Raw genomic sequence first — 12,164 nt, forward strand, 5'->3', positions numbered from 1 at the left:
TCTGCAAGATCATAACCCTCGAATGAGTGCTAAAAAACTATCCGATGCCGACAAACAGGACATCATAGAGCGATACCGGCAACCCGGTGAGACCACCTCAACCCTCGCTCAACGCTATGGGGTGAGCAATTCCACCATCAGCCGCTTGCTCAAAAGTAGCTTTTCGGCCCAAGAGTATGATCAGCTCGTTCAGCAAAAACGCTCTCATCGTTCTGGGGCGGGCCATGGCAAATCCCAGCGGCGCAAACCCATTTTGCGGGATGCCTCCTCAACCCCTGATTCCTCTCCTGAGTCCGCCGAGGTGGATTCGGGGGAACAGTTACAACTGGATTTGCCCAACGAGGTCCCCAACCGTCGCCGCCGTCAGTCGGTGAGTCCCAGCAGCCCCGAGGAGACTCCCTCCCGTGAGACGGAGAGTCCGGTTGAGTTGGATACAGAGGACAGCTCCAACGAGAAGCCCTCGAAGTCCTCAAAACCCGACGATCGCTCCCTGGCCACGTTGACCATTGAACCCCTCGCGAAAGCCTCAATCCCCAAAACCTGCTACCTGGTTGTGGATCGCTCCTCAGAACTCATCTCACGACCCCTGCGTGAGTTTAACGATCTCGGTGAGATCCCAGCGGCGGAGATTGGCTCGAAAACCCTACCGGTGTTTGATAATCATCGTGTGGCCCGACGCTTTGCGAACCGCAATCAACGGGTTATGAAGGTTCCGGATAGTCAAATGTTGCAGAAAACCGGCTCCCATTTACAGGCGAAGGGCATCACCCGCGTGTTCTTCGATGGTCAGGTGTACTCGCTTTAATCGCCTCTCGCTCATTATCCCCGACCCCCTAACCCCATCAGTCCCTAGCCAAAGCTAGGGATTTTTTATGTTTGACCATTGCCCCGACTTTAGATAGCAATCGAAGATTGACTTAGGACTTGCTCGTTGGGAAAGACTTCCCCACCTAATTGCTAGCCTGCCTATTGCCTGTTGCCTTCTCTTCCCTACTGCCCACTGCCTACTGCCTACTGCCTACTGCCTTCTTCTCCCCCATTTTGTGTCCTATTCAGACCAATTTTTGCTAAGAATAGGCCGAGCTGCCCAACAAACAACTGATTTTGTCAACGATCTCAATCACATCAAAATCCCTACATTATCACCGGCACTTGTGTCAATAATCACGCGCAATCTTTACACAATCTTTATATAAGAGGTTATAATTTCCACGTAGGGTTTACACAATCTTTAACAACCATGTCCTCTACCTCTCCCAGCCTGGATTATTCCCTAGAACACGTGGTTGAACGAATCTGCGCCTTTCGTCAAATCACTCCCGTGGATCGGCATCTGCTGACCCATGTCCTTACCAATCGCGCTTACTTTGGTCGTCGCGAACAAAGTCTTGTCGATCGCGTCTTCGACGGAATCCATGATGGCAATATCTGGATCGTGGATACGTAACACCTGAGTGTTTGCGATTATGGGTGTTCCATTCACGATTTACGATTTACACTACGCCGGTTGTAGTAGCCAGAGTCCTGTATACGTGTGTCCCGAGTCATCCGGCTCGATAACCAAAAAATGGAGTCCTTTCGCGTCTTTTTGGCGTTGATAGTAGAGTCGCGCTGCTGCTTGGACTTCTGCATCATCGAAAGTCGCCAGAACCCAACGATCGGCTAATCCCGCTTCTAAAATTAGACCATCTGGGGCCCCAGGAATATAATTGACCGCCACAGGCGTGATACTCTCAAGCCATTGCGCCAACTGTAGAGATTTGCGTCCCCCGTCAATAATCAGTCCAGGGAGGGATTGAGTTGAGGCTAAGCCAAGGCGAAGGGGATGGAGATCCGGGGGGAGCGATCGCACCCGCATCGGATGGGCCGCAAAACTATCTAACTCCGCCACCGGGAGCGTTGCAAACCGCCAGCGATCGCCCCATAAGTGGTTCGCCACCGGAACCGGGGCCGGACGAGGAACTGCCAGAGGTTGATAGGCATCGGAGGTATACCCCGGTAACTCCTGATACACCGCCACCCGATCTAACAGCCAGCGTTTGAGGGTGTCCGTCCGTCGCGTCGCCACTGCCGTGATTCCCAGTTTCCGGGCCGCCTCCTGAATTAAACTTAGGGATTCGGGCCGGAACGTGGCCAAGACCTGGGGAAGAGGGCGATCGAGACTCTGCAACTGCTGCACAAGCCAATCCGAACTCGCTTGGGATTGCGGACACCAACGTTGAAAGCGAAACTCAAAGGGGCGATCGCACCCCAATAACTCCCATAACACCTCTCCCTCTTCATTACGCAGAGGACGACGAAAAAAATCGAGTTCCCAAACAGACATAAACCCTTAACAATAAACACCGTACAGCGGACAGAGAGACAAGGAGGCTAGAGGGTAATCGGCGATTCCACATACACCGTCGGTTCCTGAGATGAGAACGTGATCCCAAACTGACTGAGTTTTCCCGAAATCGTCTGATTCGCCAACTCTAACAACCGTTTGCGCAATTCAATCGAGTTCTCATTCGATCCCAAAATAAAGAACGTCACCCGGGCCTGAGTACTCTGGCCCTCATCATCTTGACTAAAGCTGAGACTGGTACTCCCAGGATCAATCCCAAACACCGAATTGGTGCTTTCCGTCACCACCTCTCGCACTAAGGCCATGTCCTGCTCATCGAGGGCCTTGGCAAAATCCAGGTAAATCATCGACATCACCTTTTTGGCCCGTGTCAGGTTTTCTACTTCGATATTAACCAAAATTGAGTTGGGGACGATAAACAGGGTACTTTTGGCCGAGGTGCGGATTTTCGTTGAACGCAAGCCAATGGACTCCACCCGTCCGAGTTCCCCATCTTTGATGCGAATATAGTCTCCAGAGGTGAAGGGGCGATCGAGATATAACACCACCGTACTGAGGAACTGCTCCAAAATTCGCTGAGACGCCGCCGCCACCGCTAAACCACCAATCCCTAACCCTGCAAACAGAGCAAACAAATCAAATTCTCGGGTTTGAGCAAAGGCAAAGACCGCCAATAAGCCAATCAAGAGATTCGCAATGGTCTCAAAGACCAGTAATAGCTCATCAACTTCCAACCCCAGTTTCTTTAACAGCTCAATCCCATACACCCGCACAATTTGCCGAAAAACCTTGGAAGCGAGCCAGGCGATACTAACAATCACCGAAAAATCCAAAATCGGAATCAAAAAGGCATAAAATACCTCATAGGTTTGCAGCCAAACTGAAGACCAGTAAATTAGGAGTAAACTTCCTGCAACTTGCAGGGGTTGTTTCACCGGTTCAACCAGATTGTCATAGGTATGTACTGCTGAATCACTAAAAAAGCGATAAATCAGCGCCCGGACGAGTCGCGGTGTGAATTGTCCTAAAAGCAGGGAGAGAAGAAGAAAGCCGAGAAAGATGATTAACCGCAGAACATTCGCGTCAACCAACCAGGAAATGACAATTTCAATCGGCTCTAAAATATCACTAAAGGTCATTGTTTTTTAAAAAACGTAGAAAAAATGAGAGGATTAGCAGTCAATTTTTTGCGAGAAAAGGTCTCGAACATAACCGTTTAAATGGTGATGGGAGAGTCCACATAGATAGTAGGTTCCTCAATGTCAAAAACGACCCCATACTCTTTAAGCTGTTGGGCGATTTTCTGATTCGCCACATCCAGAACCTGGCGGCGAATTTCCATGGAGACACTGCCCGAGCCTAAAATAAAGAATGTCGTTTGAGCCTGAGTTCTGATCTTGCTTCCTGTCTCGCAAACGGATTTAAAGGCCACATCCGTATTGCGGGAGTCAATGCCAAAAATATCAGACGTACCGCGAATGATGACTTGGCGAATTAGGGCCCGCTCATCTTCGGGGATATCCTGTTTGAAGTTTAAGTATAAAATTGCCATCACCTTCTTACCCCCCGTGAAATTCTCTACGGTCATTTGCGTTAAATTGCCATTGGGGATAATCATTAAGGTTCCTTTCCCAGAACAGCGAATTTTAGTCGAGCGTAAGCCAATGGATTCGACACGACCAAAGGTTCCATCGGGAAGTCCCACATAATCATCAATGGTGAAGGGTTTATCCAGATATAGAACAATTCCTCCTAGGACCTGTTCTAGGGTTTTTTGTGCTGCAAAAGCAACTGCCAAACCGCCAATCCCTAAACTTGCGAGTAAGCCCAATAAATTGACTTGGTGTGTTTGGGCAAACACAAAAACTGACGTAATGAGAATAACGAGGTTGGAAACCAGTTTACCAAGATTTAATAATTCATTGATTTTACTTCCTTTTCTAAGAATTATATCTAAAAAATAAACATCAAATAGTTGGGCAACAACCCGAGATAAAAACCAGGCGATCGCCACAGTCAACCCTAAACTCAGAGGAGTTTCTAGCCAAGTCCCTACCTCAAATCGTAGCGCCGCCACTTCCAGAGTAGTTAAACTTAAAACAATCCCCAGAAGCTGTAAATTAGGGTACAACAAAACTCGATAGAGATTTCCTAGCGGCGAGCTATTTTCTTGAGGGCGGTTAATGAAATTCAAGATGGGACGTAAAACAAAAAGAATTGCCAGAGTCAACCCCGCCCCAACGGCCATCGAACTCCATTGAAATAAATCATTTAAATCTAACGTATTAGGTAAATATTCTGGTAGATAATCTAGCATGGTCTGCACAGGGAGCTAAAAAAACAGGGGGACAGAAACAGAACTAAACCGTTCCAAGGGAATGAAAACTGTCAGTCTGGGGTTAGGTCGAGTTCCAGGCCAGAGTGCTGTTAAAAATCACCACAATCGTTGGCTTGCATCTAGTCAGCACAGTTTGCGAGAATGGAGGGGTTAATCTGCGTGTCCGACCGCAGCCATCCTACCTAATTTCACGACATCCTAACGAATGACCGTTCCTGAAAGTTCGCAGTCCCCTGTATCTCGTAATCCGTTTCTCAGCCTAGAGTACGAAACCGCCTTAGAATCCTTGGGAGACGACTACTACGACCTCGTCGAAGCAGCGGACTTTCCCACCCATATCCTACGCTTTCGTGGCGATCGCCTGCTTCCCAAGCTGGGACTTGACCCAAAACAAGTTTCTGACGACCATTTTATCGAAAGTTTCGGAAAATTTGGCAGTTCCCGCCCATTCCTTGCTCTGTGTTACCACGGCTACCAATTTGGAGAATATAATCCCCGCCTCGGGGACGGACGAGGCTTTCTCTACGGACAAGTGCGAGGAACCGACGGGAAACTCTACGATTTTGGCACCAAAGGCAGCGGCACCACCCCCTACTCCCGAGGCGGAGACGGCCGTCTCACCCTCAAAGGAGGCGTGCGAGAAATCATCGCCTCGGAAACCTTGGCCCGTCTCGGAGTCAACACCTCCCGCTGTCTGAGTGTCATCGAAACCGGCGAACAACTCTGGCGGGGAGACGAACCCTCACCCACCCGTTCCTGCGTCATGGTTCGGCTGAGTCAGTCTCACATTCGCTTTGGCACCTTTGAACGCCTCCATTACCTGCGACGCAAAGACCTCAGCAAAACCCTCCTCGATCACGTGATGGATGTGTATTATCCTCACATCGATCGCCAACAGCCCCAAGCCTATCTCCAGTTTTACCGAGAACTGGTCGATCGCACTGCCAAACTGGCCGCCCAATGGATGGTGGCCGGATTCTGTCATGCGGTCCTAAACACCGACAACATGTCCATCACCGGGGAAAGCTTCGACTACGGCCCCTACGCCTTCATCCCCAGTTACGACCCTAAATTCACCGCCGCCTACTTCGACTATTACGGTCGCTACAGCTACGGCAATCAACCCTTAGTTTGTAAACTCAATCTAGAACTGCTGCAACAGCCTCTCTCAGGAGTCACCCCCGACTTAACCCCCGAGGCCATGAGTGAGGCTCTCAAGGAGTTCGATCGCAGCTACGAAACCAACTATCGTCAGGGAATGCTGCGACGACTGGGCCTTCTGAACCTGGATGAAACTGACGGCCGGGAACTCGTGAAACTAACCGTCGACCTCCTACGAGACAACGAGGTGGGGTATCACGATTTCTTCAGCCAACTGCGTCAACAATTCTCCCCAGAATGGCGAGATAACCCAGATGCCATCTTCGCCAAAGCCGACCCCCCCCAGATTTTACAACCCTGGACTGCCCTCTATCACCGCTTCCTCCAGGCCTACTCCACCACTGAACTCAAAGACATTCAATCCCATCTTGCCGCCGTCAACCCCAATCAAATCCCCATCCGCCCTGAAATCGAAGCCATCTGGGAACCCATCACCCAGGCCGATAACTGGCAACCCTTCTACGATTTCCTCGATCGCATCTGGGCCTAACACCATAATCCCCCTCCTCCTCCGTGTCCTCGGGCAACCACGGTTCGGCTATCGCTCGCTGACCACAAGGGATTGCCCCTACATGGTTCCTCCCCCCCCAATCCGCTAAACTGAAACCATTAAGTCCTTTACTCATACAACCGGCTTGCCCACAATGACCCTCAGCATTTACAACACCCAAACCCGGACCAAAGAACCCTTTGAACCCACAGTCCTCGGCGAGGTCAAAATGTACTGCTGTGGCGTCACGGTGTATGACGACTGCCACCTCGGCCACGCCCGTTCCTACATCGTTTGGGATACCGTCCGTCGTTACCTACAATGGCGAGGCTATCGCGTTCAGTACCTGCAAAACTTCACCGATATTGACGACAAAATCCTCAATCGGGCCAAAGAACGGGGCGTTTCCATGGCCGAGATTTCCCAACAGTATATTGAGGCCTATTTCCGAGATATCCGCCAACTGAATGTCGCCGATGCCGATGATTACCCCCGCGTCACCGACCATATCCCCGAAATTTGTGACCTCATCCAAACCCTGATTGATAAAGACCTCGCCTATGCCGCTGACGGGGATGTCTATTACAGTGTCGAACGCTTCCCCAGTTACGGGAAACTCTCCGGACGCAAACCCGAGGATATGCAATCTGGGGCCAGTGGACGGGTGACAGAAGATAGCCGCAAACGCCACCCCTTTGATTTTGCCCTCTGGAAACGCAGTCAAGAGAACGAACCTGGCTGGGAGTCTCCCTGGGGTAAAGGTCGTCCCGGTTGGCATATTGAATGTTCAGCCATGATTCGGTCCCGGCTTGGGGAGACCATTGATATTCATGGCGGCGGCGGGGATTTGGTCTTCCCCCACCATGAGAATGAAATCGCCCAATCGGAAGGGGCCCATGGTCAACCTCTGGCGAAATACTGGGCCCATAACGGCATGGTTCGCGTCAATGGCGAGAAAATGTCGAAGTCCTTGGGCAATTTCACCACCATTCGCGAGTTACTGACTCAGATTGACCCGATGGTATTGCGGTTGTTTGTGCTTCAGGCCCAGTACCGCAAACCCTTGGACTTTACCGATGAGGCGATCGCCTCGGCTAAAAATAGCTGGGCTACCCTTGAGGATGGCTTACGGTTTGGCCAGAAGTTCGGCCCCCAGTTGGGATGGTCTGAGAACGGCTCAAATCCGGGACTCGCTGAGGTGAAGGAGTCATTCAAAACCGCGATGGATGATGATTTCAATACCTCCGGTGGTCTGGCGGTGGTATTTGAGTTGGCCAAGGAGTTACGCCGCCTGGGCAACATCTTGGCCCATGGGGGAGAGATTGCCCAAGACCCCCAACACCTCAAACAACAATGGACGACCCTCGTGGAGTTGGCCGCCCTGTTGGGATTAGAAGCCCCCAGCGAAGAGTCTTCTGGGTCCGATAGCTTGACCGATGAGGCGATTGATGAGTTCATCCGCCAGCGACAGGCGGCTCGTCAGGCGAAAAACTTCAGTGAAGCCGATCGCATTCGCGATGAGTTGAAGCGTCAGAACGTGACCCTGGTGGATCAGCCCAGTGGAACCACCTTTATTCGCGGCTAAGCCTACACCGCCGATCCGACGGCAAATCGGGGACTGTCTCAGGAGGAAACCTCCGGGAACAGTCCCCGGTTCGTTACATAAGTAAATCTAATTGTTAAGATTTTAAACGTTAAATTGACAAGCTTGGGGATCACTTGACAAATTAGTTAGTGTAGCGTAACCAGTAATCACCCCCCATGATAGACGGTCATTTCCCCCTCGCCCCTCGCTATCGCCTCGATGATGAACAGCCTTGGTTACGGGGTATTGATCCCAGCCGCCGTTACTGGCTATGGATTAATGGGGAACAGAACTGTTGTACGACAGTCCCGGGGCTATCGCCGTCGAGTTTTGCAGAATTCAAAGAGACGGTGCTGCGGTTTCGGGCCTTAGAGCCGGGTGAGACTTTGGAGTTAAGTCGCATTGTTGATGCTCCTGAGATTCATTGCATCAGCAGCAACTGCTATGCGATCGCCACCCGCTATCAAGAGGCCCCCGTTTGGCATCTGTTCGACCGGGAAAGCCTGGAAAGTTTACTGATGACCGCTCATCCTGACTGGCAATGTTCTCCCAAGGATGTTGCTCTAGGACGGGAGTGGATGGAACAGATGTTTCTCCACTCCGTCGCGGCTTAGGGGATGCGCCGAGGGTCTAGCTGAACTGTTGCAGCTCTAGCAGTTGCTCGGGTGATGCTAACAGACGGATCTCAACCCGTTCGATTTGAGCCTGGGCGTTTAGGTTGAACGTCCAGGTGACAGGGACCGAGAAATAGGGGGTTTTCACATGACCCCGTACCTGCACGAGCTGACAGCCATCGCCGGCGGTTTGCACCGTAGCCTGTTCGGGGAAACAGGTTAAGCCCTGGGCTTCCGCTTCCAGATAGGCCTGGATCGCCTCAACTCCGACAATTGCCCCTTGGAAGGGTGGGTGCAGTTCGCCGTAAGCGGCAAAGTGTTGGGCAGTCTGCTGAGAGTCCCCGGCGTTGAGAGATTGGAAATACTCAATCACTACGGGTACATCTAGATCAGGCAGAATGGCTGTTTGACAGGTCGTGATATTCATAATTGACCTCGATGTGTCTAAAAGGAAGGCGGAGCAAAGGGGTTGAGTTGACCTCCACTCCGCAGGTTCGCTTCAGGATTGTTGTCTGCTTTAGGTGTTGGAGACCCTAGCTGAGAGCATCAAAGCCCATATTCACCACAGCATTTCGGAGGATGGTGATTTGCTGGCTGAAGTTGGCTTGAGTCGTCAGGATCGTTAGGATCTCTTTCACGGTGCGAGAGGGTTTGTAGCGTCGGGGGACACGGATGATGGTTCCCTCATCCATTCCTTGGGCCAAGCAGTACCAGAAGCCGAGTTTAGTGTTGGCGTTGAAGACACCATAGGCTCGACTGAGGGGGGTATCGCGCTTGGCAATGAGATCCCGCATGAAGCTCATTTGCTCCTCGGAGTCGAGGGCTTTGACTTGGGCCAGGAGTCCCTCAGCTAGTTGCAGTCGGGCGGCTCCTGGGGCGGCGGGGGTGATGGATTTCCCCATTTCTAGATAGATGAACCACAGGAGTGCCAACTGATCATCTGTGGCGAGGCGTTGGATGCGAGCCGACACTTCCGGAACAAGGGAGGTGGGTTCGACGGTCGAGAGTGCGTTGGCTTGAGTTGTGGTGAATTTGGAAGAAGTGGCGTAAGCCATGGTAGTTACTCTACTTTTGTCAACCGATTACATCCATTCTGCAACCTAACTTCATAAACCGCAAATAAAATTTACAGATTATTGACGTTAGGAATTTGAATGGAGAGAGTGATCATGATCACTCTCAAAACTTAACGAATCATTAAGCTACCTGTAGCCTAGTCAGCCACAAGCCCAGTCGGACTCCGTCTGTAGAGAGAGCTTTTTAGGGAGCGTTTGTCGTATCGGGGTAAAAAAAGTCTGCCTCTTGGGGGGTGAGGGGGGAGAGATTTGCCTCTTGTAGCAGGCGGCTGAGTTCCTCTGGAGGGAAGTGTTTGCAGCCAATACGGACGATGCGATCGCGCAGGGTTTTGGTGACCCCACTGCGGGGCCGCCCGGCTTCGAGTTCCATGACGGTTCGATAGAGTTCTAGTTGGGAGTTGGGAATGGGACTTCCATCGAGATCCACTCCTCGGGCGATCGCCCCTTCAATGGCTTCGGCTCCTCGATAGGGGGTAGCGGGATTCCAATCGCGAGACATGGTGACGGTTTTTCCGTAAAGTTAAGACTGTAATGTCTCAACTCTACCTCTACCTGGGGCCGAGATAAGGAAGCCAAGACCTTTAGAGGGTTTGAGGGTTAGGCAGGACAAGGTAGGAATTTTGAAGGCGGTGGCAGGATATCCATGGCTAACCAATGGCAACAAAACTGGGACTTTGAGTTCACTGAAGAGGCATTAGCCGAAGAAATTGCCCAAGCTGAAGCTGAGGCCGCCTTGGCTGAAGACGGCCCCCGCGCCAAGAGCGTGCAATACAACCGAGAGCGGAACCTCGTGGAAGTTCAGCTACAAAATGGGGCAATTTTTGCCTTTCCGCCCCATTTATATCAAGTCCGGTTAATTAGCCATACTTAGCATTGGTATGCCTCCCACCAGTGAAACTGGGTCAACCCCGAGATGAAATCGCGCTGGTTTAGCAGTTGGACACAGCGTCGCTCTACCTGGTCGAGTAAGTCCTCTAAGGTCTCAAACACTCGGTTGGCTACGGCTTCGTTGACAACTGGCCAGAGTCGTTCTGCCGGTTGCATCTCGGGGGAGTAAGAGGGCAGAAAGGCTAGGTGTAAGCCTTCGGGTAAGACCACCTCTTTTGAGATATGCCACCCGGCTTGGTCTAAAACCAGCACGACTTGTCGTTCGGGTCCAATGTCAAAGTGCTGGGCAAAATCAGCTAAGGCTCGATTAAACAGCTCGATATTGACCCGAGGCAGCAGCCACCAATAGGTCTCACCGCTGTGGGGATGGACAAACCCATAGAGCCAAAACCACTCATAGCGAATGCGAACCTGAGCTTTGGGCGACTCATGCCATTTATTGACCCAGCGGCGACGCCTGATGGGATGAAGCCCTAGGCGATGTTCGTCCATGGCCCATAGCTGAACGTCGGCATCGGGATGGTCGCGTCGGATTGCCGCGAGTTGCTGGTGCAGCTTTTTTTTCCCACTGCCGCTGCTCCTCTTCAGTGGCGGACTGTTGATGCTCTTGACGAGGGACTTTCAGGGAGAACTCCATCTGCTTGAGAATCTCCCAGCCCCGTTGGCGGTGAACCGGACGGTCTAAGCGCTCGCTAAGCCAGTCGGCCACCTTGCGTCCATTCCAGAATCCACCCTCGGGAGGGTCTTGCTGCAGAGCTTGGCACAATAAGGCTTGAGTCTCATCGTCGAGAATCAGGTGACCATGGCCCTGATTGTGTCGCCGCTGGTCTCCCAGGGACTCTGGCCCCTGATGGTTATAGCTCCTGACTACTTCATAAATCCAATTTCGGCTATAGCCGGTCACCTCTGAGACCTCAGCCGTCGTCTTACCCAGTTGCAGCAGCCAGATTAGCTGATAATGCCCCCGCTCAATCCCACTTTTAGCGCCTCGGTAACGCTTTTCTAGTTCTTCGGTGCTCAAATGAGCTTCTAGGTTAAGTCGCCGTCCCATGCTCGTTTATCCTTTTATCCTTAGTCTGCCACCACACTGATTATATACCATAGGCGATTAGCCGGACTTGATATTAGCGCAAGGCCTAGACACCGCCACACCGGAATAACTCGACGATGTATGGCTTGGCGGTAATGGTCAAAGTCTGCATTGGCCGAGTCTGGATGCAGACTTCAGCCTCCCGGCTCTTGTGCAAGGTATTTTCGGCAGTCGTAACTGGATGGCCGAACTGGGCCGCAAAGGAGGTCAAAAAACCTCTACGGCCAAACGCCAAGCCGCCCGTGAAAATGGCAAAAAAGGCGGCCGCACCAAAAAAGCCAAATCCCCAAGTCCCTAGAGTCCTAATCTCCTGTGCGTCTGTCTCAGGTGGATCGGCCTACTGAGGTCTCAAATCTGCCTGAGTCAGACATCCTCTTAGGACGAAATCCACGTATGAATGCTCCTCCACCTGAGTCACGCGAGGTGGAGGTGTCTTATTACAAGGCGTTAGCCCTTGCGACAGGCGGCATTCCCGCCGTGTTCTGGGAATTTTTACCCAGCAACACCCCCAAGTTGTTTCCACTATGGGGCTTTAGACTAACTTTGGCCGGGAGTCTGACGTATATTAACCGACT

The 12,164-nt window shown here is 51.7% G+C and carries 13 protein-coding genes and 1 pseudogene; 7 read left to right on the top strand and 7 right to left on the bottom strand.

Annotated features, from left to right (window positions below; genetic code table 11):
* Positions 1-22: 22 nt before the first annotated feature.
* Together L855_RS19105 and L855_RS19110 are read left to right on the top strand one after the other, a co-directional pair.
* Positions 23-805, top strand: coding sequence for a helix-turn-helix domain-containing protein (locus L855_RS19105; protein ID WP_159790544.1), 783 nt, complete (start codon positions 23-25; stop codon positions 803-805).
* Between the two features lie 435 nt (positions 806-1,240).
* Positions 1,241-1,447: a hypothetical protein gene (locus tag L855_RS19110; protein ID WP_159790545.1), complete on the top strand. Its 207-nt coding sequence runs from the start codon at positions 1,241-1,243 to the stop codon at positions 1,445-1,447.
* A 51-nt stretch (positions 1,448-1,498) separates the two neighbouring features.
* Here the strand turns inward: L855_RS19110 and L855_RS19115 are convergent, their stop codons facing one another.
* The 3 genes from L855_RS19115 to L855_RS19125 form a co-directional block, all read right to left on the bottom strand.
* On the bottom strand, positions 1,499-2,326 hold the full coding sequence (locus tag L855_RS19115) for a Tab2/Atab2 family RNA-binding protein (RefSeq protein WP_159790546.1): 828 nt from the start codon (positions 2,324-2,326) through the stop codon (positions 1,499-1,501).
* Between the two features lie 47 nt (positions 2,327-2,373).
* Entirely contained in the window at positions 2,374-3,486 is a 1,113-nt protein-coding gene (locus tag L855_RS19120; RefSeq protein WP_159790547.1) for a mechanosensitive ion channel family protein, read from the bottom strand.
* 77 nt (positions 3,487-3,563) lie between these two features.
* Entirely contained in the window at positions 3,564-4,664 is a 1,101-nt protein-coding gene (locus tag L855_RS19125) for a mechanosensitive ion channel family protein (RefSeq protein ID WP_192925048.1), read from the bottom strand.
* Between the two features lie 226 nt (positions 4,665-4,890).
* Here L855_RS19125 and L855_RS19130 point away from each other — a divergent pair, with 226 nt between their 5' ends.
* The 3 genes from L855_RS19130 to L855_RS19140 all read left to right on the top strand — a co-directional run bounded on the left by L855_RS19130 (position 4,891) and on the right by L855_RS19140 (position 8,535).
* The gene (locus tag L855_RS19130; protein WP_159790548.1) at positions 4,891-6,336 is read left to right on the top strand and encodes a protein adenylyltransferase SelO; all 1,446 of its coding nucleotides are present in this window, start codon (positions 4,891-4,893) and stop codon (positions 6,334-6,336) included.
* A 154-nt stretch (positions 6,337-6,490) separates the two neighbouring features.
* Positions 6,491-7,921 carry a cysteine--tRNA ligase gene (gene cysS / locus L855_RS19135; RefSeq protein WP_159790549.1) on the top strand — a complete coding sequence of 477 codons (1,431 nt, stop codon included), beginning with the start codon at positions 6,491-6,493 and terminating at the stop codon, positions 7,919-7,921.
* Between the two features lie 176 nt (positions 7,922-8,097).
* Positions 8,098-8,535 carry a hypothetical protein gene (locus tag L855_RS19140; protein ID WP_246199153.1) on the top strand — a complete coding sequence of 146 codons (438 nt, stop codon included), beginning with the start codon at positions 8,098-8,100 and terminating at the stop codon, positions 8,533-8,535.
* Positions 8,536-8,551: 16 nt separating this feature from the next.
* Here L855_RS19140 and L855_RS19145 read toward each other — a convergent pair whose 3' ends face one another.
* The 3 genes from L855_RS19145 to L855_RS19155 all read right to left on the bottom strand — a co-directional run bounded on the left by L855_RS19145 (position 8,552) and on the right by L855_RS19155 (position 10,110).
* The gene (locus L855_RS19145) at positions 8,552-8,962 is read right to left on the bottom strand and encodes a Cif family virulence factor (RefSeq protein ID WP_159790550.1); all 411 of its coding nucleotides are present in this window, start codon (positions 8,960-8,962) and stop codon (positions 8,552-8,554) included.
* 106 nt (positions 8,963-9,068) lie between these two features.
* Positions 9,069-9,590: an orange carotenoid protein N-terminal domain-containing protein gene (locus tag L855_RS19150; protein ID WP_159790551.1), complete on the bottom strand. Its 522-nt coding sequence runs from the start codon at positions 9,588-9,590 to the stop codon at positions 9,069-9,071.
* 205 nt (positions 9,591-9,795) lie between these two features.
* The gene (locus tag L855_RS19155; RefSeq protein ID WP_159790552.1) at positions 9,796-10,110 is read right to left on the bottom strand and encodes a small RNA NsiR4-regulated ssr1528 family protein; all 315 of its coding nucleotides are present in this window, start codon (positions 10,108-10,110) and stop codon (positions 9,796-9,798) included.
* A gap of 144 nt (positions 10,111-10,254) precedes the next feature.
* Here L855_RS19155 and L855_RS19160 point away from each other — a divergent pair, with 144 nt between their 5' ends.
* Positions 10,255-10,482, top strand: coding sequence for a hypothetical protein (locus tag L855_RS19160; RefSeq protein ID WP_159790553.1), 228 nt, complete (start codon positions 10,255-10,257; stop codon positions 10,480-10,482).
* Here L855_RS19160 and L855_RS19165 read toward each other — a convergent pair.
* Positions 10,479-11,550: pseudogene (locus L855_RS19165) on the bottom strand (IS630 family transposase). The gene L855_RS19160 and the pseudogene L855_RS19165 overlap by 4 nt on opposite strands.
* Positions 11,551-11,740: 190 nt before the next feature.
* On the opposite strand from L855_RS19165, the gene L855_RS21515 reads away from it, so the two are divergent.
* Positions 11,741-11,887 carry a hypothetical protein gene (locus L855_RS21515; RefSeq protein ID WP_219729955.1) on the top strand — a complete coding sequence of 49 codons (147 nt, stop codon included), beginning with the start codon at positions 11,741-11,743 and terminating at the stop codon, positions 11,885-11,887.
* The last annotated feature ends 277 nt before the right edge of the window (positions 11,888-12,164 follow it).

Source organism: Sodalinema gerasimenkoae IPPAS B-353, assembly GCF_009846485.1.
Lineage (GTDB): Bacteria > Cyanobacteriota > Cyanobacteriia > Cyanobacteriales > Geitlerinemataceae > Sodalinema > Sodalinema gerasimenkoae.

Excerpts from the sequence above, each read along its gene's own strand:
- L855_RS19105 (WP_159790544.1), top strand. The coding sequence starts at position 23 with ATGAGTGCTAAAAAACTATCCGATGCCGACAAACAGGACATCATAGAG.
- L855_RS19110 (WP_159790545.1), top strand. The coding sequence starts at position 1,241 with ATGTCCTCTACCTCTCCCAGCCTGGATTATTCCCTAGAACACGTGGTT.
- L855_RS19115 (WP_159790546.1), bottom strand. The coding sequence starts at position 2,326 with ATGTCTGTTTGGGAACTCGATTTTTTTCGTCGTCCTCTGCGTAATGAA.
- L855_RS19120 (WP_159790547.1), bottom strand. The coding sequence starts at position 3,486 with ATGACCTTTAGTGATATTTTAGAGCCGATTGAAATTGTCATTTCCTGG.
- L855_RS19125 (WP_192925048.1), bottom strand. The coding sequence starts at position 4,664 with ATGCTAGATTATCTACCAGAATATTTACCTAATACGTTAGATTTAAAT.
- L855_RS19130 (WP_159790548.1), top strand. The coding sequence starts at position 4,891 with ATGACCGTTCCTGAAAGTTCGCAGTCCCCTGTATCTCGTAATCCGTTT.
- cysS (WP_159790549.1), top strand. The coding sequence starts at position 6,491 with ATGACCCTCAGCATTTACAACACCCAAACCCGGACCAAAGAACCCTTT.
- L855_RS19140 (WP_246199153.1), top strand. The coding sequence starts at position 8,098 with ATGATAGACGGTCATTTCCCCCTCGCCCCTCGCTATCGCCTCGATGAT.
- L855_RS19145 (WP_159790550.1), bottom strand. The coding sequence starts at position 8,962 with ATGAATATCACGACCTGTCAAACAGCCATTCTGCCTGATCTAGATGTA.
- L855_RS19150 (WP_159790551.1), bottom strand. The coding sequence starts at position 9,590 with ATGGCTTACGCCACTTCTTCCAAATTCACCACAACTCAAGCCAACGCA.
- L855_RS19155 (WP_159790552.1), bottom strand. The coding sequence starts at position 10,110 with ATGTCTCGCGATTGGAATCCCGCTACCCCCTATCGAGGAGCCGAAGCC.
- L855_RS19160 (WP_159790553.1), top strand. The coding sequence starts at position 10,255 with ATGGCTAACCAATGGCAACAAAACTGGGACTTTGAGTTCACTGAAGAG.